This window comes from Vibrio sp. SSH13-20, from assembly GCF_040104475.1.
Classification (GTDB): Bacteria; Pseudomonadota; Gammaproteobacteria; order Enterobacterales; family Vibrionaceae; genus Vibrio; species Vibrio harveyi.
Genome location: NZ_JBECOU010000005.1, coordinates 102,773 through 124,754 on the forward strand (window position 1 = coordinate 102,773; position 21,982 = coordinate 124,754).

Consider the following 21,982-nt stretch of genomic DNA (forward strand, 5'->3'; position numbering starts at 1 on the left):
TCTATTGATGGCACGGCTTGAATCTAACTTTCGGAGAAAATAATGAAATTTAAGCGCAGTAAGCAACAAGGCTTCACTCTATTAGAAGTAATGGTTGTTGTTGTTATTCTAGGTATTTTGGCGAGTGTTGTTGTTCCTAACCTACTAGGTAACAAAGAAAAAGCAGACCAACAAAAGGCGATCACAGACATCGTGGCATTGGAAAACGCGTTGGACATGTACAAGCTGGATAACAGCGTTTACCCAACGACAGACCAAGGTCTAGATGCATTGGTGAATAAGCCTTCTAACCCAGAGCCACGTAACTACCGTGACGGTGGTTACATCAAGCGTCTACCATCTGATCCATGGGGCAACGAGTACCAGTACCTAAGCCCTGGTGACAATGGCACGATTGATATCTTTACTCTAGGCGCTGATGGTCAAGAAGGCGGCGAAGGTCCGGCTGCAGATATCGGCAACTGGAACATGCAAGATTTCCAATAAGCCCTCGCTTAAACCAGCACTAATGAAAAAAATGCAAAAACACCTCGGTTTTACATTGATAGAAATTCTATTGGTGCTGGTTTTGTTATCCCTTACCGCTGTCGCGGTGATCGCAACTTTGCCTACCAGTCAAAAAGACCTTTCCAAACAATACGCGCACAGTTTTTTTCAGCGCTTACAACTGCTTAATGAAGAAGCAGTACTAAGTGGCAAAGATTTTGGTTTGCGTGTTGATGACGTTAAATCTACCTACACTTTGTTGAGCTTGACCCAAGATGGCTGGCAACCACTGGAATTAAAGCAGATCCCAAGTGAAACCAAGCTTGAGGGGGATATTTCTCTGCAGTTGGATTTAGGTGGTGGTGCGTGGGATAAAGACGATCGACTGTTCGAACCTGGCTCCTTGTTTGATGAAGACATGTTTGCCGAGGAAGAGGACAAAAAGAAAAAGAAAGTGAAGCCACCTCAAGTGTTCATTTTCTCTAGTGCAGAGATTACGCCTTTCACCCTGTCATTCTTCCCTGAAGAGGGAGATGCATTTAACGATGGCTGGCGGATCATTGGTAAAGAGACTGGCGAGATAGAGTTATTAGCGCCAGGAGAAGAAGCAGAAGACGATGACAATACGAAATTCTAAGCCAAATCGTATTGGCACATCGCACTGCAATACTCGAGGTATGACATTACTTGAGGTGTTAGTCGCACTTGCGATTTTTGCCACAGCCGCGATCAGTGTGATCCGCTCTGTGAGCCAACACATCAATACGGTCAGTTATTTAGAAGAAAAAATGTTTGCAGCTATGGTTGTGGATAACCAAATGGCGAATGTGATGCTCTCAACGGAAAAGCTTAAAGCAAAGAACGGTACTGAAGAGCTAGCAGGGCGCACTTGGTATTGGAAAATCACACCCGTTGCCACCACGCAGCCATTGCTGAAAGCATTTGATGTCAGTGTCGCGACTGAGAAAAACGCGAGCCCAGTGGTTACGGTGAGAAGTTATGTTGCGCAGTAAGATTCAACGTATCAACAAACACCGCAAACGCAATCAACGTGGTTTTACTTTGATTGAAGTACTGGTGTCGATTGCCATTTTTGCCAGCATGAGTGTTGCTGCTTACCAAGTCGTGTCACAAGTGCAGCGCAGCAATGTGTTGTCCCAAGAACGTACTCAGCGCCTTAATGAGCTGCAACGTGCGATGGTGATGATGGATAACGATTTTCGCCAAATGGCAATGCGTCAGATGCGTACCAATGGCGAAGAACCATCAAAGCAACTACTGTTTTGGTCAGATTATCTGCTTGATTCAGATGCAAAAGGCGTGATGTTTGCTCGTCTAGGTTGGCACAACCCACAACAGCAATTTCCACGTGGTGAAGTCACGAAAGTGGGCTATCGCATTAAAGATGAAGTGCTGCAACGTGTGTGGTGGCGATACCCAGATACGCCAACAGGGCAAGAAGGGATCGTGACGCCTTTACTCACTCAGGTCGAAGAATTCGATATGCGCTTTTATGATGGAAAGTCATGGAAGAAAGAATGGGCAAGTAGCAGTGAGTTACCTAAAGCGGTATCGGTTATTTTGAAGCTAAAAGACTATGGTGAGATCACTCGCACCTATCTGACGCCGGATGGAAAACTTGCGTCAAGTAGCCAAGATAACTCTGGCGGTAGCAACTCGTCTGGGGGTAACAACTCCTCTGGAGGTAATAATGGCTAGTCGTCAACGTGGGGTCGCGCTCCTTATCGTTTTGATGCTACTTGCCATCATGACGACAGTCGCCGCAAGTATGTCAGAGCGACTGTTTTTGCAGTTTCAACGCGCTTCAAACCAGATTAATTATCAGCAGGCGTATTGGTACAGCTTAGGGGTAGAGGCTCTAGCCGAAATTGGTATTGAGCAAAGTTACAAAGACAGCGATACCATTAATTTAAGTCAGCCGTGGGCGATCAAAGAGCAGGTTTATCCGCTCGACTATGGTCAAGCCGCTGGTCGTATTATCGATAAACAGGCATGCTTTAACTTGAACGTATTGGCAAGTGTCCAACCTAACGGCGCGCAAGCAACTCGTCCATACTTAGTGCAAGTCTTTCAACGTTTGATGGAAGAAATGGACGTTGAACCTTACCAAGCTGAAGTGATTGCCGATTCAACATGGGAATATGTTGATAGTGATAGCACAGTGCGTTCTACGGCAGGTGTGGAAGACAGCACCTATGAAGCGATGAAACCCCAATACTTGCCACCAAATGGATGGATGGCGGATGCGAGTGAGTTACGTGCGGTTTACCAAGTGAGTGGCGATATCTATCAGAAGATAGCCCCAATGGTTTGTGCGCTCCCAAACGATGATTGGCGTTTGAACGTAAACACAATTGACGTTGAACAAGCACCGATCTTAGTTGCGATGTTTACGCCCGGCTTGAGTAGCAGCGATGCGGTGCAACTGATAGAAAAGCGTCCTTTTGATGGTTGGGATAGCGTTGATGAATTTTTAGCTGAGTCGGAATTAGCTGGCTTAAGTGGTGATGTAAAGAAAAATGCCAAAGGTTATCTGGGAGTAGACAGCTCCTTCTTTGAGCTGGATGCACAGGTGCTGGTGGATGAATCCCGAGTACGTATTCGAAGCCTTTTGCAAAGTACAAATAGAGAAACGGTGACTGTCGTTCGCCGTCGTTTTGGAGGAATCAGTGAGCGAGTTTCTGACCGTTCGGCTGAGTAGCGAACAACAAAGTACCATTCCATGGTTGGTGTGGTCGACACAACAGCAAGAAGTGATTGCCAGTGGTGAAATTGCCGGATGGGAACATCTGGACGAACTGGTAGCCTACGCTGATCAGCGCCAAATTGTTGCGCTATTAGCCAGTAATGATGTTGTGTTAACAGAAGTAGATATCCCACCAGGCGCATCGCGTCAGTTTGACAGCATGCTGCCATATCTGGTGGAAGACGAAGTCGCGCAAGACGTGGACAACCTGCATTTCACAGTATTAAACAAGCAAGCAGAAACAGCACAAGTGTGTGCAGTGGAGCGAGCTTGGATTCAGACCATTTTGCAGCGTTTCTCCAGCCAAGGTCTTGTGATCAAGCGTATGTTGCCTGATGTTTTGGCAATGCCTGCGAATGATGAAAACAGTTCGGCTGCAATGCTAGGCGAACAATGGTTAATTCGTCATTCTGACACTCAAGGTGCTGTGGTGGATGCATCCTGGTTCGATCTGTATTTATCCGCTTACCTTCAAAGTCATGAAGGTTGGAAGCTTGATTGCTACAGCTCTGTACCAGAATCAACGGTGCCAGATATCTGGGTAGCAAAACCAGAAGAAATGACCATGGCACTGCTGGCGAAAGGGGTTGCAGAGAGCAAAATCAATCTCCTTACTGGCGCTTTTAAACCGAAATCCTCGTGGGGCAAGTACGTTAAGGTGTGGCAGAAAACGGCGATTGCCGCAGGTGTGTTGTTGGTAGTACTTGTTGGTCAACAATTGTTGATGGTTCATAAATACGAAGCGCAAGCACAAGCGTATCGCGAAGAAAGTGAACGTATTTTCCGTCAAATATTCCCGAATAAGCGTCGTATCCCGACGGTCAGCTACTTGAAGCGTCAAATGACCGATGAAGAACGCCGTTTATCTGGTGGTTCGAGTGATGTGGCGATGCTGTCTTGGATCGCGGCACTGCCAACGACTCTGGGACAGGTGAATGATCTGCAAATCACCAGCTTTAAATATGACGGTCAACGTGGCGAAGTTCGTATTCAAGCGAGCAGCTCTGACTTCCAGCCATTTGAACAAGCACGTGTGAAACTGGCGGAGAAGTTTAACGTCGAACAAGGTCAACTGAACCGCAACGGCAACGTTGTGATGGGCAGTTTTGTGTTGAAGCGTCAGTGAGGTGATGATGAAGAATTTAATCGCACAAGCTCAAGCTTGGTGGAGCAGCATCTCGCAACGTGAGCAACGTCTGGTGATGGGCGGTAGCATTATTGCTGTTCTTGGCATCATTTACTGGGGTCTTTTACAGCCAATGAATCAACGAGCTGAATTAGCACAGTCTCGAATTCAAAGTGAGAAACAACTGCTAACTTGGGTACAAGATAAAGCCGATGATATTACCGCACTACGTAAAAGTGGCGGTGTTAGCTTTTCCAATCAACCATTGAACCAAGTGGTGTCTTCATCTGCGCGCCGCTACAAAGTTGAACTGATCCGTGTACAACCGCGTAATGATAGCGTTCAGGTGTGGATTAAGCCTCTGGCATTCAATCAGATGGTGGATTGGTTGCGTTATCTAAAAGAACAACAAGGGATTGAGGTGGAATTCCTAGACATCGACCGTACTGAGCAAGCAGGTATGATCGACGTAAACCGCCTGCAATTTAAGCGAGGTTAAGGTGAAAAAAGCTGTTCTTTACGTTGTTATTTTTATTGCCTTTTTCTCGACTAGTTTAATTGCTGGTTTGCCAATCTCTTGGGTACTACAACAAGTGCCTATGGTGCGAGGTTTAGATATTCAAGGTGCGCAAGGCACGGTTTGGCAAGGTAGCGCATCCAATGTGCGTTGGCAGCGTCAAAACCTGGGAGAATTGAACTGGGACTTCCAACTGTCGGGGTTATTTACCGGTAAAGCCGAGTTTGCGGTACGTTTTGGTCGCGGTAGCGATATGGACGTTCGTGGACGAGGTTTGGTTGGCTACAGCCTTACCAGTGGTCCGTATGCTGAAAACTTAGTCGCATCTATTCCTGCGGCAAAAGTGGTTGAACAGGCACGCCTTCCAGTTCCTGTTGGGGTGGAAGGGCAACTTGAACTGAACATCCGCCATGCGACATACGCAGCACCTTGGTGTAAGACTGCGGAAGGCACGTTAGTTTGGAGTGCGAGTGGTATTCAAAGCCCGCTAGGTAGCCTTGAACTTGGACCTGTCATTGCCGATTTAAACTGTAAAGACAGCGTATTATCAGCGTCTGGCGAACAGAAGAGTCAACAAGTATCAGCGGCGTTTTCCGCTGAGCTCATGCCAAATCAGCGTTACTCAACGAAAGCTTGGTTTAAACCAGGAGCGGAGTTCCCATCGGGTATGAGCGACCAACTAAAATGGCTGGGTAACCCTAACTCGCAAGGTCAATACGAGTTTGATTACAAAGGGCGTTTCTAGCCAAATCTGTCATTCAGAACATTATCAAAGAGCTGCCAGTGTGCAGCTCTTTTTGCTTTTGGATCATGGTAGGCTAAACCCTCTATTTGCTGTACGAAAACTTAGTTGGTTATTAGCTTAATCTTTAACCTTATGATTTTTATGTAAATAATGCTGCTTTGTGCAGGTTGGTAAGCATTTAGATCATAGTAGACCAAATGCTCCTAACGCTGTACAAAAGGCAAAAAGAAAGGCCACGAAGTGAATTCGTGACCTTCTTTCTCATTGATATAGTCAGGTTGAGTGGCGATCAATCTTTGTGTTGTAGAATCTCATTCCAAGGCAAATCAGCATCGCCAAGTACGATAAAGTTTGGGTTCTCCAACGTCTCGCGCTCATTGTAAGATAGAGGTTCAAGTTGCGTACTGAGAATTCGTCCGCCCGCTTCTTCTACAATGCATTGTGTAGCAGCGGTATCCCACTCGCCAGTTGGACCTAGACGTAAATAACAGTCCACTGCACCTTCAGCAACAAGGCACGCTTTGAGTGCGGCAGAGCCAAGTGGAATCAAATCGTAATTCCAAGCGCTACTCATGCGGCTCGTGATGCGGTTAATGTCTTGACGACGGCTGATCGCGATAGCAATGTTTTGTCCAGGTTGCTCATGTTTATGAGTGTGGATTTTTACACTTTCAGACATGTCTGGAATCTTCCACGCGCCCTTACCGTTGTATGCATAATACGTAACACCAGAAACCGGACCGTAGACTACGCCCATGGTGGGTTTGTTGTTGTCGATAAGCGCAATAATGGTTGCAAAGTCGCCGCTGCGTGCGATGAACTCTTGTGTGCCATCAAGTGGGTCGACTAACCAGTAGCGTTCCCATTGTGCACGCTGCTCTAAGCTGATATCTGCAGCTTCTTCAGAAAGCACCGGGATATCTGGCGTCAACTCATTTAAACGCTCGGTGATCAGCTTGTGCGCCGCGATATCTGCGCTGGTGACTGGGGTCTCGTCACTTTTAGTGTATGCTTCGTACTGCTTTTTCTCGTAAATATCGAGAATCAATTGTCCTGCGCTGCGAGCAATTTCGATGACTTGCGGAAGCAGGTGAGATAAATCTTTTGTCATTGGCATAAGTAATGGTCCTTTCTCACGATTATGGTCCAGCTCTTCGGCTGTGATTAATTTTGTTTGTGAGTGGTGTTTTGTAAGTGTTTCAGTGCCAACATCAACGCTGTGATGCTTCGTGCTTCACAAAAATCTAAGTGCGTTAATAGTTCTTCCGCTTGCGCTAATGGCCAGCGAACGATTTCTAATGGTTCTGGCTCATCACCTTCTTGTTTCTCTGGGTATAGGTTTTGTCCCAAGAACAGCGTCATTTTGCTCGAGAAGTAAGAAGGCGCAAGGATCACTTGTTTTAAGGGGGTTAGCTCATGAGAACCAAAACCAATTTCTTCTTTTAACTCTCGATCTGCTGCTTCTATCGGTGTTTCTCCAGGGTCGATAAGACCTTTCGGAAAGCCGAGTTCGTAGCGTTCTGTGCCCGCCGCGTATTCACGTACTAGCAGTAAGTCACCTTGCTCAGTGATAGGCACTACCATCACGGCATCGCGACCACTTGGTTTCATGCGCTCGTAAGTACGCAGTTCACCATTAGAGAAGCGAAGGTCGAGGGCTTCCACTGCAAACAGCTTAGATTGTGCGACCGTCTGACAAGAGAGTATCTCTGGTGGGGTCCTTTTCGACATAGCGCTGGCTCCTTAGTGTCGTTTACTCAGCGAGAGAAATGAGATTTCTTAATATATGAGAAGAAAGCTCGAGTTTCTAGCGTGATGATTCAGCTTAACTCAATTGAAAACAAAAATGGGAGGCAAACGCCTCCCATTTCTCGTCGATATGCATCGCTAACAAGCCATGAACGACTTAGTAGTAAGAGTGATCACCACGATCGTGCTCTGTTGCATCGCGAACTGCCGTCAGTTCACCAACGAATTGGTTTAGAAGTTCTTTTTCAATGCCTTCTTTTAGCGTTACATCGACCATTGAACAGCCGTTACAACCGCCGCCGAATGCTACGATTGCGATGCCATCGTCTGTGATTTCAACTAGATTTACGTGACCACCGTGACCTGCAAGTTGTGGGTTCACTTGAGTTTGGATTACGTACTCAACACGTTCTACAAGTGGAGCGTCGTCCGCCACTTTACGCATTTTTGCGTTTGGCGCTTTTAGTGTTAGCTGAGAACCCATTTTGTCTGTCACAAAGTCGATTTCAGCGTCTTCTAGAAACGGTAGGCTTAGCTCGTCAACGTAAGCTGAAAAACCGCTGTAAGGGATTTCAGTGTCAGTTCCTTCAATGGCTTCTGGTGGGCAGTAAGACACGCCACACTCCGCGTTTTGTGTTCCTGGGTTCACGACGAAAATACGAATGTTTGTGCCTTCAGGCTGTTGACCTAAAAGGTTGGCGAAATGCGTTTGCGCAGTTTCTGTAATAGTAATATTTGACACGACGAATACCTGAGTAATTTTGTAGGCTATTGCTGCTATTCTACTCCTGTTGACGCCTCGGTCTAGTCTTTTTGATGCTAAGACATGGCGAAGCGATCTAGATTGAGCCGGGGGCAGGAGTTCTGCAGATGCAGTAAATATCGATGCTTTCTACGCCAACTTCAAGTAGTAAATGACATAATTGTCGGACCGTACTACCTGTTGTAACCACATCATCCACAATCGCGACGTGGGAAAAGTCCACCTCACCTTGTAGGGCAAATGCCCCTTGCAGATTTTGCTCGCGACTGGCTTTTTTGTTTCCTCGCTGCGACTGAGCGCTTTTGACACGTTTAAATATCTTGCTTTCATATCGCACATCTAAATGGCGGGCGAGGTGTTTGGTTAAGATATGGCTCTGATTGAATCCTCGTTTTATGTAGCGCTGCCAGTGAACGGGCACGCTGGTGATGACGGGGGCAGGCTGCTCAATTCGTTCTGCTAATAGTTGAGTAAGCGTACTCACCTGCCATGCCTCGCCGTGATCTTTAAAGCGCTGTACTTGTTGAGAGAGCGGAAAGTCATAGTCACCTAAGGTATACAAACGCCGCCATGGTGGTGGCTCTTTCAAGCATTCTCCGCACTCTGCGGAGGATTGTGATTCCTCTTCTGTCATTTTTAAACCACAACGTGAGCAGCGTTTGATTGGTGTGAGGTGGTCAAAACAGCTGTCACACCAACGCATTAGGTTGGGCGTTTGGCGGTGAGGTATGGGAAATCGGCATAATCCGCATTGGCTACTGAGTACGCGATGCATGATGTTTTGCCATTGATGAGATAACATACAATCCATCCAAGGTGAGCGAGCCATCAGACTAAAGCTTGGATTGCGTTGTAAGGAATAAGATAAGTGGGAGAGAACGAGAGCATGAGCACGAATTTACACTGGCAGTCATTTGGTCAAGGACCAGATTTGGTGTTGCTTCATGGTTGGGGTATGAATGGTGCGGTATGGCAGCAGACCGTCGAGTCTCTTCAACCTTATTTCCGAGTGCATGTGGTCGATCTTCCGGGGTACGGACACAGCGCAGAATCTCACGCTGAAGATTTAGCAAAAATCGCTGACCTTGTTTTGCAAGACGCACCAGAGAAAGCAGTTTGGCTTGGCTGGTCATTAGGTGGCTTGGTGGCAACCCACATTGCACTTAATGCTCCGCAACGTGTGAGCAAGTTAATCACGGTAGCAAGTTCACCAAAATTTGCTGCTGAGCGTCCTTGGCGTGGTATTCAACCTAACGTGTTAACCGCATTCACCGATCAATTGCTGGAAGACTTCTCTGTCACTATTGAGCGTTTTATGGCGCTGCAAGCGATGGGCAGTCCGTCAGCACGCAAAGACGTTAAACAACTCAAACAAGCGGTGCTATCGCGTCCGCAGCCGAACCCTGATTCGTTGTTGGTGGGTTTGAACATTCTTGCCGATGTGGATCTGCGCGATGCGCTGACTTCCCTTTCTATGCCGATGCTGCGCCTTTATGGTCGACTTGATGGCTTAGTGCCAATCAAAGTGGCAAGTGACTTAAGCGAGCAGTTGCCAAGCACTCAGCAGTTTGTTTTCAATCAATCCTCTCATGCGCCGTTCATGACCGAACATGAAGCGTTTTGCCTCCAAGTGAGAGAATTTGCCGCTTAACGGTTAGGCCTGCACATCTAAACGAATAAAACTCCTAAAGCTGATTAAAAATTGGTCGATATAAGTTTTAGCGAACTCTTCTTGTGGGAGGAGTTTGCTGTATTGACGAGTTGGGCGACTCTGAGGAGGGTTCGCAATGATTGTGTCACCGGCTAACGTAAGCGTGCCACTGATCGCCCCATCCGTTAATGTGCAGACGGAACAAGCTGCTCGTGACAATAAAGTCCGAGAACCTGTGACGCCAACAGTCGCACTGGCGAAAACCAATGCGGAGCGCAAAGTAAAAAGTGATGAGAAACGGCGACGCCAATCCTCGTGGGACCCATCGGAGCATCCTGACTACGAAGTGGAACCCGAGGTGGATACCCGTTATCACGAAGAACCGAAAGACACGCTAGAACGTCTTTTCGGTTTGCTAGCGCTCAAGAGTTACAGTGAAGATCAGGGTAAGGGCTACGCGATACGCTTTCGATTACCTAAGCGCATTTTGGATGCTGCGGTCAAAGAGGGATTGATGGAAAAGCGCAGGAAGGTGATTAAGTTTCATTATGGTCACTCGGTCGCGCCCCATACACCGTCAGAAGTGATAGCAGTATTATGACGACTCAATATCCTACTCAAATAAAAACGCTCCAAGCAGAATAACTGATTGGAGCGTTTTCTTTTTAGCTATGAAAACGAGTTAGCGGTGAAGCCTAGGCGAGATTACTTTTTCGCTTTAGCAAACGCTGCTGCAAAAGCACCGCCCATTGCGCTGTTCGATGACGAGTCATCACGGCGAGGCTGACGACGCTGCGGTTGGTCATTACGACGCGGCGCTGCTGATGAGCGTTGGCTGCGGTTGTCTTGACCCGGCTCGTCGTTCAAACGCATCGATAGACCAATGCGCTTACGCTGCACGTCCACTTCCATCACTTTGACTTTTACTATATCGCCTGCTTTCACCACTTCTCGTGGATCAGACACAAAACGATCTGTCAGTGAAGAAATATGCACAAGACCATCTTGGTGAACGCCGATATCAACGAAAGCACCAAAGTTGGCTACGTTAGACACCACGCCTTCTAGAATCATGCCTGGCTCCAAGTCAGATACCGAGTTTACGCCTTCTGCAAACGTCGCCGTTTTGAATTCTGGACGCGGGTCACGACCTGGTTTATCCAGCTCTTTGATGATGTCTGTAATGGTTGGCACACCGAAGTTATCGTCGGTGTAATCGACCGCATGCAGACCTTTTAGGAAGCTTGAATCACCAATCAGTGCTTTAATGTCTTTGTTGTTCTTCTCAGAAATCGCTTTTACCACTGGGTACGCTTCTGGGTGAACCGCAGACGCATCAAGAGGGTTCTTACCATCCATAATACGTAGGAAACCTGCACACTGCTCGAACGCCTTAGGACCCAAGCGAGGCACTTTCTTCAAGGTCGTACGTGCATCGAAACGACCGTTTTCATCACGGAAGTCGACAATGTTCTGCGCGATGGTGCTCGACAAGCCCGCTACGCGCGTCAGTAGCGCTGCAGAAGCGGTATTCACGTCTACGCCGACCGCGTTTACACAGTCTTCCACAATCGCATCTAGGCGTTTTGCCAGCATAGATTGGCTAACATCATGCTGGTACTGACCCACGCCAATTGATTTAGGATCGATTTTCACTAGCTCAGCCAGTGGGTCTTGCAGGCGACGGGCAATCGACACCGCACCACGCAGAGACACGTCCATATTTGGGAATTCTTTTGCTGCAAGCTCAGACGCTGAGTAAACCGATGCTCCCGCTTCACTCACGATGATTTTCTGAACTTTCAAGTTGCCACGTTTGATGACGTCCGCGACAAAGCTGTCGGTTTCACGTGAAGCCGTGCCGTTGCCGATCGCAATTAAATCCACATTGTACTTGCGTACCAACTGATCAACGATTTGCGCTGATTTGTCGTATTGCTTTTGTGGTGGGTGAGGGTAGATGGTTTCGGTTGCAAGCACCTTACCAGTCGGATCGACAATAGCGATCTTCGAGCCTGTACGCAGACCCGGATCGAGACCAAGTGTTGCGCGAGGACCTGCCGGTGCTGCCATCAACAAGTCTTTTAGGTTAGTGGCAAATACTTCAATCGCTTCGATTTCTGCGCGCTCTTTCATTGCGCCCATTAGCTCGGTTTCCATGTGCATCGATACTTTGATGCGCCATGCCCAGCTGATCACTTGCTTACGCCACGTATCCGCAGGTGCGCTGCTAAGTGTCACGCCGTAGTGGTCAGCGATAATCGTTTCGCAGTAAGACTGACGCGCGCCTTCTTCCTGTTCTGGATCGGCATTCATTGCCAATGTCAGGAAGCCTTCGTTACGACCACGTAGCATTGCCAGTGCGCGGTGCGATGGTACTTTGCTTAATGGTTCGTTGTGGTTGAAGTAATCTTTAAACTTCTCACCTTCTTGCTCTTTGCCTTCAACGACGCGAGCACCCATTTCCGCATTGCGGTTTAGGTGACCACGGATTTTCTCCAGTAGGTTTGCGTCTTCCGCGATGCGTTCCATGATGATTGCGCGAGCGCCATCCAGTGCGGCTTTGGTGTCTGCCACGCCTTTGTCTGCATCAAGGTATTTGCTTGCTTCGCTTTCTGGCTCAGTTTGCGGATGATTCCAAAGCTGGTCTGCAAGTGGCTCAAGACCCGCTTCAATCGCGATCTGACCTTTGGTGCGACGCTTTGGTTTGTAAGGTAAGTACAAGTCTTCAAGACGAGTTTTGCTGTCTGCCTGAGTGATCTCTTGTTCTAGCTCTGGTGTAAGTTTGCCTTGTTCTTGGATCGACTTCAGGATGGTTTGACGACGATCGTCAAGCTCACGAAGGTAAGACAGACGGCTGTCTAGAGTACGCAGTTGGGTATCATCAAGTCCGCCTGTTACCTCTTTACGGTAACGTGCAATAAATGGGACCGTGTTACCGTCATCGATAAGGGTTACAGCAGCGTTGACTTGCTCAGGGCGAACATTCAGCTCTTGAGCAATCATGCGACAGATAGCTTGGCTCATCCGTGTATTCTCTTTAATTCTGTTTAGGTATTGGTTGTGTATAGAACATTGGGGTCATTCATGGAATTTGCAATGTTTTAAACTAGTCACGCGAAAATTTACCGAGCGCTGGTGGACATCAGTCAGATTTGTGTCAAAACTGTAAGTAAATTGAGAACTTATACATTTGGTTATCGACTAACCCTGTACCTTAGCTCATACGGAAAATAATGATGAAGAAAATGTCTTTGGCTTTGGCGCTCTCTGGTGCCTTATTGGCGACGCCGCTCGCTTGGTCGCAAACACTTTCCGCGACCACTCAAAATCCGATTTACCAACTTGATGATAAAGTCGTATTGGGGCGAGTAGAGAGTGTTTACTACAGCGAAATTCCTGAGCTAAGCGATGTGCCTTTTATCGGTAAGATTGATACCGGTGCAGATACCACCTCAATGCACGCAGAAAACATCCACGTTAGCAGTAGTAATCCTGAATACAAGAGCCTTAAAGATGACAAGCTGATGTGGGCCATCATTGATGATCTTGGCGGCACCAAAGCCAAATGGGATGCCGATAGCTTCGAGCCGTATCAAGTCACCGTGAGCTTCACTATTCATCATCCATACACAGGTAAAGAAATTAAGATCACTGATGATCTTGAACGCATCAGTGCGATCCGTAGCCGTACCAGTGAAAAACCAATTTTACGTCCGACAGTGAAAATGCCGATGACCATTGCAGGGCACACTGTGGACACCGTGGTCAACCTGACCAAGCGCACTCAATTCTCAGCACCTATCTTGATTGGTAAGACTTACCTCGATAACAACGCGTGGGTGTTTGCTGGTTACGATTACCTGCAAGAGCAACAAAAGGCGCAGATGATCGGCAAGAAAGAAACGGTGGAAGTGGAAGGGGTGCCATACAAGGTAAGCATTTCGACCACCAGTCGTTACACCAACGTACATGCGCTGAACATCAAAGTCGATAAGAAGAAAAAACAAGTTTCTTTCACCCTTGAAGGCGAAAACGGTAAGCGTCACCCAATGACATTGCCACTCGTGCGTATGTTGAAAACCAGCAAGAGTGAGCGCCCTTTGGTTTACCTTCCGGTGCAAGTGAGCGAAACCGAGACGCAACAATGGCTGGTATACCTGCGTGATCGCAGCGGCTTCAGCTCACAAATCCGTCTGGGCAAAGACGTGGCAAGCCAGCACTTCGTGATCGATACCGACAAAGAGAACTTGCTCGGTGGTGTTGAAAAGTCATTTAAGAATGCTCTGAAATCTAAGCCATTGGTTATCTCACCAGAAGAGTCAGTCAACATTGATGGTCATGTACTGCCTGCGTATCCAACTTTCGCGGTGAAAACTCCGCTGTTGCGTGTCGATGGCTTTGAATTGACGGAAAAAGACAAGAAAGAAGTGGTGACCTTCTACCTGCCAAGCGCGAACGGCAAGGAAGAGAAAATCACTAAACGCGTATTGAAGAAGCTCAAAGTGGGAGATTCGGTTCGACCAGTCGTCGAAGGTGACTTCCTGTTTGGTGATGAAGAGAAGAGTATCGAATTTGCCATTGATGTACTGGAGAAAGACGATCAAGCACAGCCGTTCTTTGTCTTTGGGCATAACATGGCGAAAGGCGGCGTATTGCTAAATACACGTGCAGACCACTTACTAGATGCGCGCCCGTTGTTTAGAGCGGGTCACATTGAGGTGGCGGAAGTGGAAGGCATGTCTTTCCCTGTGAAATTGGATACGGGCGCGGATGTGAGCTCAATTAATGCTCATAACATCAAGCAGTTCGAGAAAGATGGTAAAGACATGGTGAGCTTCACTTACGAGAACGACAGCGGCATGAAGAAAGAATTTACCAAGCCCGTTGTCGACGTGATGCGCATCAAAGCCAAGAAAGGTGAGAAAGCCAACGTACGCCCTGTGGTGGAAATGCACGTTAAGCTGGGCGAACTAGAGAAGAAGATTCGCGTTAACTTGCAAGATCGTAGCCGCTTCCATTACAGCATGATTCTAGGTAAGAACTTCTTGAAGCACGGTGCGATCGTTGCCAGCGATACCAACTACATTGTGACCGAGAAGCCAGACTACGAAGAGTAATCTTCAAGATTGGTACCTTAAAACGCAAAAGCCGCACTAAAAAGTGCGGCTTTCTTTTATCCGGTCGCAGAATCAATGTTCTTCGGCTTGGTAGCGAATGCTGTTGATAAACCATTCTTTGTAGCCTTCCGGCGTTCTTACTGCGAATTCGTCATCGACTTCTTTTTTTAGTAGTGCACGAGCCATTGGGGAATCAATCGAGATATAGCCTTTCGCATCACCATAGATTTCATCGGGACCAACGATGCGGAAATTCTTCACATCGCCCGCTTCATTCTCAATTTCCACCCAAGCACCAAAGAACACTTTGCCTTCTTGCTGAGGTGAGTAATCCACCACTTTGACTTGCTCTAGGCGCTTACGTAAGTATCTGACACGACGGTCAATTTCACGCAGGCGTTTTTTGTTGTACTGATAATCTGCGTTTTCGCTTCGGTCGCCCAAGCTTGCTGCCCAAGTGACTTTTTTGGTGACTTCTGGGCGTTCTTCTCGCCATAAAAAGTCGAGTTCGGTTTTTAGGCGATTGTAGCCTTCACGGGTAATTAAATTGGTTTTCATTAGAAGTAAATCAGCCGTTATTGGATTCTGTTGATCATATACCCAAGTAACCTCAAGATGCTAGGTTCAGCGAGAATGACTTGGTTTGTAGACGCGGCGGCGATTTAAAGGTCTAGTGGGCCTAAACCAAGAATCGGCAACAAAGTATACAAGCCAAGACAACTCGCCCTTCGGGAGCGTGTCATTGACCCGACTTCTGCGTCAAACAACTTGGGAAGAGCTGGTTACACTGCGTTGTTTTCCTTGACCTCGAATCAATGACAGCGCTCTGAATCCTGTATCTTGATGTCACTTGGGTATAGCAGCCTTGATTTTGTCTGACTGTAAATTGTTGTGGTGAGAAGAAAAATAATGCGAAACGTCGAAATAAATCATCAAAACCGTGGCTAAGATAAAAAGAGTAACAATTTGCACAAGCACGTTTGAAAAAACAGTGATACATTTTTGACTATAGATGCCTCTGAAAGGATGTTTCAATGCAGGAAAATCATAAAATATTAGTGGTTGATGACGATGCTCGTTTGCGTGCTCTTTTGGAGCGTTACCTTTCTGAGCAAGGTTTTCAGGTGAGAAGTGTCGCTAACGGCGAGCAGATGGATCGTCTTCTGACCCGTGAAAACTTCCACCTTATGGTGCTGGATTTAATGTTGCCGGGCGAAGATGGCTTATCGATTTGTCGTCGTCTACGTCACGCCAACAACATGCTGCCTATCCTTATGCTGACGGCGAAAGGCGATGAAGTTGATCGTATCGTTGGTCTTGAAGTAGGTGCAGACGATTACTTACCAAAGCCGTTCAACCCGCGTGAACTGCTAGCTCGTATTAAAGCAGTACTTCGCCGCCAAACGGTTGAACTGCCAGGTGCGCCAAGCACGGAAGAGAAAGTGGTTGAGTTCGGTGACTTCCGTCTGAACCTCGGTACGCGTGAAATGTTCCGTGGTGATGAAGCGATGCCACTGACGTCGGGTGAATTCGCGGTGCTGAAAGCGCTTGTGACCAACGCTCGTGAGCCGATGTCGCGCGATAAGCTGATGAATATGGCTCGTGGTCGTGAATACTCAGCGATGGAGCGTTCTATCGACGTTCAAATCTCGCGTCTACGCCGAATGCTAGAGGATGATCCAAGCAAGCCGCGCTACATCCAAACGGTATGGGGCTTAGGTTACGTGTTCGTCCCAGACGGCAAAGAAGCGTAATTACCTCTAAGGTCTGCCGATAATACTCGGCTGCTCATATTCCACCCTCAAACCCCCTTCCTGTTTGAGGGCTGGAAACTCGCAATTAATGTTGTTCACTAGGAACAGTCCATTAGGAACTCTCCATGCGAATCCGAAGTTCATTTACACAATCCATTCTGCTGTTCATCTCTTTGCTTCTCGCTAGCCAAGTCTTTTCTTACTACGCCGTTTTTAACTACGCGTTGATGCCAAGTTTGCAGCAGTTCAACAAAATTCTCGCTCACGAATTGAATCTAGTGCTCGATGAAGATGGTTTACTCAAGTCCGATGCGCCACTCCGTCATCAACTGCTGGAAAACCTGGGCGTGACGGTACATAGCGTCGATAGCGAGATGATGAATGAGTTCAATCATGCGATGTCGATTGATTTGATGTCGGAAGAGATGACGCAAGAGCTCGGCTCACCAACGGAAGTGCGTTTGCTGCTTGGCAGTGAAAGCTACATTCTGTGGATGCGTATCGATCAGTTGCCGAACTCCATCATCCGTATTCCGCTCTCTGAACTGCAAGAAGAAGATTTTGCTCCGCTGTTCCGTAACAGCTTGATCATGGCGCTTCTGATCATTGCTGGTGGCTGGTTGTTTATCCGTTTGCAAAACCGACCTTTGATTGCGCTAGAAAAAGCCGCGAAAGGAGTAGGTCGAGGTGAAATTCCGCCGCCATTGCCAGAGAAAGGTGCTTCAGAAATCCGCTCTGTAACTCGCGCATTCAACCAGATGTCGAAAGGTATTCAAGAGCTAGAAGAAGATCGTGCGCTACTGATGGCAGGCATCAGTCACGACTTACGCACGCCACTGACGCGTATTCGCCTTGCGACAGAAATGATGTCACCTGAAGACAGTTACTTAGCCGAAGGCATCATCAGTGATACCGAAGAGTGTAACGAGATCATCAGTCAGTTTATGGACTACCTCAAGCCAGTAAATAAAGAGTCGTTTGAGCAGGTGGACATCAATACCATTACCAGCGATGTAGCAACGTCGGAAGGGGGTTATGAAGTCGAAATCGAAACTGACCTCAACCTTACGATGCCAACCGCGAAAGGCAGTCCAATCGCGATTAAACGCGCGGTGAGTAACCTTGTGGTTAATGCTCTGCGTTATGGTAATGGCTGGGTGAAAATCAGTACGGGCGTCACCGCCGATAAACAGTTGGTGTGGGTTTGCGTTGAAGACAATGGTCCAGGCATTGAGCAATCACAAATCGCACGCTTGTTTGAACCTTTTACTCGTGGTGATACTGCTCGTGGCAGTGAAGGGACAGGCTTGGGCTTAGCCATTGTTAAGCGCATCGTCAGTCAACACTCTGGCTCGGTTGTGGTACGTAACCGCAGTGAAGGTGGGTTAAGTGCGCAAATCAGCTTCCCAACCAAGTAAGCTTTCTTCGCTCAACTGATTCCAATAAAAAAGCCCAACCTATGACTAGGTTGGGCTCCCCGATCATCCTAGTGCAAGATTATACCAATTCCATCAATTATCTGCTCATTCTTGCTGGTTAAAATCACTTATAACAGTGTTAAAGATTTTGTAGGTAGAGTAACTAGCTAGCTGCAATCTTTGCCTTGTTCTAAGTGATTTTACCGGCGCAATTTCTTGAACATCTAATTAACGTAATTGGTATTAGGATTCTTTTATCTCTTGAGCTACCAGCTCATCTTCCTCTTCCAATTTCTCAGGAAGCAGTAGGTTCAATACGATAGCGGTGATGCCGCCTGCTGCCACACCTGTTGAGAAAATGCTCTTAATAAACTCAGGCATGAATTGCAGAATTTCAGGTTTTTGTGCAATGCCCAAACCCATCGAGAATGACAGTGCCATGATTAGGATTGCGCGGCGATCAAGGTCGACACGAGAGATGATGCGTACGCCCGCTGCAGCAATGGTACCGAACATCACGATAGTCGCGCCGCCCAGAACTGGCTCAGGAATCAGTTGAACAAAGCTTGCCACGCCCGGGAACAGCCCCAAAATTACTAGCATGCCTGAGATGAAGTAACCCACATAACGACTTGCTACACCAGTGAGCATGATGATGCCGTTGTTTTGGCTGAAGGTAGAGTTCGGGAAGCTGTTGAATACCGCAGCAATGGCTGAGTTTAGACCATCTGCCAATACGCCACCTTTGATGCGCTTCATGTAAACCGGACCTTTTACAGGCTCGCCGGAAACTTCAGACGTTGCGGTAATGTCACCAATTGCTTCTAGTGCCGTAATGAAGAAAATCAGAACCAGTGGAATAAACAGCGACCAGTCGAAGCTCAAGCCGTATTGCATTGGGATCGGCAGTGCGATGAGGTCAGTTTCGCCCAGTGTTGAGGTGTCGACCATGCCCATGAAGTACGCCATGACGTAGCCAACCAGCATTGCAATTACAATTGATGCAACACGTAGGTATGGGTTCTTTGAACGGTTAAGAACTACGATCAAGCCAAGTACTGTGCCAGCGAGTGCTAACTTGTCTAGGCTACCGAAAGAGCCATCGCCCATCGCCGCGTAGCCACCGCCCATTGAGACTAAGCCCACTTGGATAAGCGTCAGACCGATAAGCGTCACGACAATGCCAGACACCAATGGCGTGATGATGCGGCGTGCGTGTTCTAGGACGCGAGATAGCAGGATTTCAGCAAAAGACGCTACCAAGATAGTACCGAAAATCGCTGCCATCATGGTGCTAATGTCCGCGCCGCCGGCTTTAAGAGAAAGACCCGCACCAATGATTGGACCAAGGAAGTTGAAGCTGGTGCCTTGCACTGAAAGCAAGCCAGAGCCGATAGGACCAAAGGTACGAATTTGAATAAAGGAAGACACGCCAGATGCAAACAGCGACATGCTGATGATGGTGTTAGTTTGGTCAGCAGGCACACCCAAAGACTGACAAATGATCAGAGAAGGGGTGATAACGGCTACGAACATCGCCAATAAGTGCTGAAGTGCAGCAAAAATGGTCTGCGGTAGTGGTGGACGATCGTTTAACTGATAGACCAGTTCCGAAGTTCGGTTTGAAGTTGTCATGTTTGTCTCGCTAGTCGCAATAATTCTTGCCCCAGAGCTCGCTGAATGGGAGTGCTGGGTGGAGTTGACGTTATGACCTGTGATTGCTGTTAATCAGTGTCAACTCAGGTTGGTTTGATGTGACAAGGTGCACACCATAAATTTTGAGCGCGATTATAGAGGGATTTATTCAAAAAGCAAACGTTTGCTTTAGGCTAAAAAGAAAAGGCGATAACGGAATGGTTATCGCCTTTAAGGTTTTACGTTGGGAGGTTAGTTTTTTAAGTGTTTATCGAAGAACTCACCAATTTGAGTAAGGTACTTGGCTTGGTGCTCATCATTATAAAATCCGTGCCCTTCATCGCCGATCACCATTGTTTTGTGCGGATAATTGATCGCTTTGAGCGCTTCCACTAAGGCGTCAAATTGTTCAATTGGTGCTCGTTCATCTTTGGCTCCGTGGACCAACATAATGTCTGCTTTTAGCTTGTCGACATGATGAACGGGTGACATAGATTGAAGCTCTTTCTTATCACGACCGATCACTTCTTCTAGATAGTTAACGCCTGACTTGCGGTCTTTTACGTCGCCTTCAGTGTAAAGCATTTCAAGGTCATAGACGCCAAAGCTGCCTACTGCACACTGGAATAGATCCGGTTCGACGATGGCACTTTGAAGCGCGCTGTAGCCGCCAAAACTACCGCCAGAAATACAAATACGATCGGCATCGGCAATACCTTGCTTGATGATATGGCGAGTGGCATCAATGATGTCGTATTGAATATTGGTACCCCATTTACGGTATCCAAGTTCTTCAAAATTATCTCCAAAGCCACCACTACCACGGAAGTTGATTTGCAGAACAGCATAGCCCTTTTGAGCTAAGAACTGGTTCTCTGGATTGAATTCCCACCAGTCACGCGGTCCGTGAGGTCCACCGTGCGGGTTCACAATCAAAGGTAGGTCCTTTTCCGCTTTACCCGGTGGAAGTGTTAGCAAGGCATTGATTTCCTGCCCGTCTCTTGCCGTGAAAGCAAATGGACGAACTTCTGCCATTTTTTTCGGGTCGTGCCATTTCTGTGCAGAGAAGAGGTATCGACCTTCGACAGGATCGGTGTTGAATAGGTAATAATCGCCGGGATTACGGTCATTAAATGCCAGAGCAATGAATTTATCGCCATTTTCTGTTTGGCTAAGAATACGGACTTGATGACCTTCAAATGTCGCCAGTAGTTGCTTCAACTGCTTGCTCAGCGGGTGCTTGTCGTCCACGAAGGCATAGGTTGGATAGTCTTTTTCATATTCAATGGCGTACAGTTGCTTGGATTGCTGATCAAGCCAAAAGTTATGTGGTGAAACCTTTTCGCCAGCAACCACTTCTTTGTATTTTCCTGTTTTTAAATCAACATGGTAAATCGCTTGGGGTGAGCCGTCTTTACTTGCTGCGGCATAAATCGAATGGTTGTTTTCGGCGAAGGAAATGGGGGTTAGTTCTTCTAAATTGAGTTTGTCTAATGTCGCGATGGATTGCCACTTGTTGCCGTTGCGATAGAAAGACTTGAGTTTGAGATCATCACCAGAGCCCGTTACAAAGCCGACTTGGTTATCATGGTTAACTAGGAAATAGCTATTTCTGATAGGGGCGGACATCTGCTTGGTCGTGCGACCGTTGTAGATATTGACTTTGTAGACGTCTTTTTCCTCTTCCATGTCAAATGAGCGGTTGTATGGAATCGCAGCAATCAGCATGTGCTTTTCGTCATTTGGCATTGGGTCTAACATGATGCCGAAGGCGCGAGTTGCTTTGCCTCGTTTAGAAACGCTGCTGCCGCTTTGTGGTGGTTGAGGACCGAACAGGTAGGCGGTTTTAGAACCGTCGACATTCGCGGCAACAAATTCACCTGTGGGTGAGGGTTGAGTAAACCAGCCCGTGAAGGTTTCTTTTGAAGCGACAACGCGCTCATTGTTGACCCAGTAATAATCGGCGACTTGCTCGTTGTCTGGGAATCGAAGCATGTTGGTTGGCTTCATTGTTTGTGCGTCGAGAATAACCAGCGCATCTTTACCATCCACTTTGGATTCGACCCCAAGGTATTTACCATCAGGGGAGAGTTTTGGGTTAAAAAAGCTCGATCCTTTAGCGAACAATTTCGCCATATCTGAGGTGTCAGCAAATGCTGAACCACTACTTAGAATACAGGCTGAAGCCAACAGCCTAAGGCAGGTACTCTTCATTTCTACTCCTTGAAACGTATTTATTATCAGAGTGGAG

Annotated in this window: 21 protein-coding genes; 13 read left to right on the plus strand and 8 right to left on the minus strand. The window is 47.4% G+C overall.

Annotated elements, in window-relative coordinates:
• Positions 1 to 42 precede the first annotated feature (42 nt).
• The 8 genes from gspG to ABMY42_RS15585 are packed head-to-tail and all read left to right on the plus strand — an operon-like array spanning position 43 to position 5,641.
• Positions 43 to 486, plus strand: coding sequence for a type II secretion system major pseudopilin GspG (gspG, locus tag ABMY42_RS15550; RefSeq protein ID WP_005434493.1), 444 nt, complete (start codon positions 43 to 45; stop codon positions 484 to 486).
• Positions 487 to 517: 31 nt separating this feature from the next.
• The gene (locus ABMY42_RS15555) at positions 518 to 1,123 is read left to right on the plus strand and encodes a prepilin-type N-terminal cleavage/methylation domain-containing protein (RefSeq protein WP_005448497.1); all 606 of its coding nucleotides are present in this window, start codon (positions 518 to 520) and stop codon (positions 1,121 to 1,123) included.
• Positions 1,104 to 1,499, plus strand: a complete 396-nt coding sequence (gspI, locus tag ABMY42_RS15560; protein WP_017189958.1) for a type II secretion system minor pseudopilin GspI — start codon at positions 1,104 to 1,106, stop codon at positions 1,497 to 1,499. Before ABMY42_RS15555 ends, gspI begins: the two co-directional genes overlap by 20 nt.
• A complete protein-coding gene (gene gspJ / locus ABMY42_RS15565; RefSeq protein ID WP_009702504.1) occupies positions 1,486 to 2,205 on the plus strand; it encodes a type II secretion system minor pseudopilin GspJ in 720 nt (239 codons plus the stop codon). Before gspI ends, gspJ begins: the two co-directional genes overlap by 14 nt.
• Positions 2,198 to 3,208: a type II secretion system minor pseudopilin GspK gene (gene gspK, locus ABMY42_RS15570; RefSeq protein ID WP_009702503.1), complete on the plus strand. Its 1,011-nt coding sequence runs from the start codon at positions 2,198 to 2,200 to the stop codon at positions 3,206 to 3,208. The genes gspJ and gspK overlap by 8 nt, the downstream gene beginning before the upstream one ends.
• Positions 3,177 to 4,379 (plus strand): type II secretion system protein GspL, encoded by a 1,203-nt coding sequence (gspL, locus tag ABMY42_RS15575; protein WP_050902608.1) that lies wholly within the window; start codon positions 3,177 to 3,179, stop codon positions 4,377 to 4,379. The genes gspK and gspL overlap by 32 nt, the downstream gene beginning before the upstream one ends.
• Before the next feature lie 7 nt (positions 4,380 to 4,386).
• A complete protein-coding gene (locus tag ABMY42_RS15580) occupies positions 4,387 to 4,878 on the plus strand; it encodes a type II secretion system protein M (RefSeq protein ID WP_005448492.1) in 492 nt (163 codons plus the stop codon).
• A gap of 1 nt (position 4,879) precedes the next feature.
• Positions 4,880 to 5,641, plus strand: coding sequence for a type II secretion system protein N (locus ABMY42_RS15585; protein WP_005448490.1), 762 nt, complete (start codon positions 4,880 to 4,882; stop codon positions 5,639 to 5,641).
• A 289-nt stretch (positions 5,642 to 5,930) separates the two neighbouring features.
• Here the strand turns inward: ABMY42_RS15585 and cysQ are convergent, their stop codons facing one another.
• The 4 genes from cysQ to ABMY42_RS15605 form a co-directional block, all read right to left on the minus strand.
• Entirely contained in the window at positions 5,931 to 6,758 is an 828-nt protein-coding gene (gene cysQ / locus ABMY42_RS15590; protein ID WP_349266526.1) for a 3'(2'),5'-bisphosphate nucleotidase CysQ, read from the minus strand.
• Between the two features lie 47 nt (positions 6,759 to 6,805).
• Positions 6,806 to 7,372, minus strand: a complete 567-nt coding sequence (gene nudE, locus ABMY42_RS15595) for an ADP compounds hydrolase NudE (protein ID WP_009698975.1) — start codon at positions 7,370 to 7,372, stop codon at positions 6,806 to 6,808.
• A 175-nt stretch (positions 7,373 to 7,547) separates the two neighbouring features.
• Complete coding sequence (gene nfuA / locus ABMY42_RS15600) at positions 7,548 to 8,132, minus strand: Fe-S biogenesis protein NfuA (protein WP_005448480.1); 585 nt, start codon at positions 8,130 to 8,132, stop codon at positions 7,548 to 7,550.
• Between the two features lie 97 nt (positions 8,133 to 8,229).
• Positions 8,230 to 8,955 (minus strand): ComF family protein, encoded by a 726-nt coding sequence (locus ABMY42_RS15605; protein WP_033007443.1) that lies wholly within the window; start codon positions 8,953 to 8,955, stop codon positions 8,230 to 8,232.
• Positions 8,956 to 9,039: 84 nt separating this feature from the next.
• Between ABMY42_RS15605 and bioH the strand changes: the two genes are divergently transcribed.
• Both bioH and ABMY42_RS15615 read left to right on the plus strand, forming a co-directional pair.
• Positions 9,040 to 9,804, plus strand: coding sequence for a pimeloyl-ACP methyl ester esterase BioH (gene bioH / locus ABMY42_RS15610; protein WP_005448476.1), 765 nt, complete (start codon positions 9,040 to 9,042; stop codon positions 9,802 to 9,804).
• Between the two features lie 136 nt (positions 9,805 to 9,940).
• A complete protein-coding gene (locus ABMY42_RS15615) occupies positions 9,941 to 10,405 on the plus strand; it encodes a hypothetical protein (protein WP_009698973.1) in 465 nt (154 codons plus the stop codon).
• A gap of 104 nt (positions 10,406 to 10,509) precedes the next feature.
• On the opposite strand, the gene ABMY42_RS15620 is transcribed toward ABMY42_RS15615, so the two are convergent.
• Positions 10,510 to 12,831: a Tex family protein gene (locus ABMY42_RS15620; RefSeq protein ID WP_258455677.1), complete on the minus strand. Its 2,322-nt coding sequence runs from the start codon at positions 12,829 to 12,831 to the stop codon at positions 10,510 to 10,512.
• Positions 12,832 to 13,040: 209 nt separating this feature from the next.
• On the opposite strand from ABMY42_RS15620, the gene ABMY42_RS15625 reads away from it, so the two are divergent.
• Entirely contained in the window at positions 13,041 to 14,924 is a 1,884-nt protein-coding gene (locus tag ABMY42_RS15625; protein WP_009698971.1) for a RimK/LysX family protein, read from the plus strand.
• 72 nt (positions 14,925 to 14,996) lie between these two features.
• Here the strand turns inward: ABMY42_RS15625 and greB are convergent, their stop codons facing one another.
• Positions 14,997 to 15,482 (minus strand): transcription elongation factor GreB, encoded by a 486-nt coding sequence (gene greB, locus ABMY42_RS15630; protein WP_005448472.1) that lies wholly within the window; start codon positions 15,480 to 15,482, stop codon positions 14,997 to 14,999.
• Positions 15,483 to 15,958: 476 nt separating this feature from the next.
• Here greB and ompR point away from each other — a divergent pair, with 476 nt between their 5' ends.
• Entirely contained in the window at positions 15,959 to 16,678 is a 720-nt protein-coding gene (gene ompR, locus ABMY42_RS15635) for a two-component system response regulator OmpR (RefSeq protein ID WP_005430151.1), read from the plus strand.
• 125 nt (positions 16,679 to 16,803) lie between these two features.
• Positions 16,804 to 18,096, plus strand: coding sequence for a two-component system sensor histidine kinase EnvZ (gene envZ / locus ABMY42_RS15640; protein WP_010445027.1), 1,293 nt, complete (start codon positions 16,804 to 16,806; stop codon positions 18,094 to 18,096).
• Positions 18,097 to 18,339: 243 nt separating this feature from the next.
• Here envZ and ABMY42_RS15645 read toward each other — a convergent pair whose 3' ends face one another.
• Positions 18,340 to 19,731 (minus strand): uracil-xanthine permease family protein, encoded by a 1,392-nt coding sequence (locus tag ABMY42_RS15645; protein ID WP_349266527.1) that lies wholly within the window; start codon positions 19,729 to 19,731, stop codon positions 18,340 to 18,342.
• A 252-nt stretch (positions 19,732 to 19,983) separates the two neighbouring features.
• Positions 19,984 to 21,945: a S9 family peptidase gene (locus ABMY42_RS15650; RefSeq protein ID WP_272759136.1), complete on the minus strand. Its 1,962-nt coding sequence runs from the start codon at positions 21,943 to 21,945 to the stop codon at positions 19,984 to 19,986.
• Positions 21,946 to 21,982: the final 37 nt, after the last annotated feature.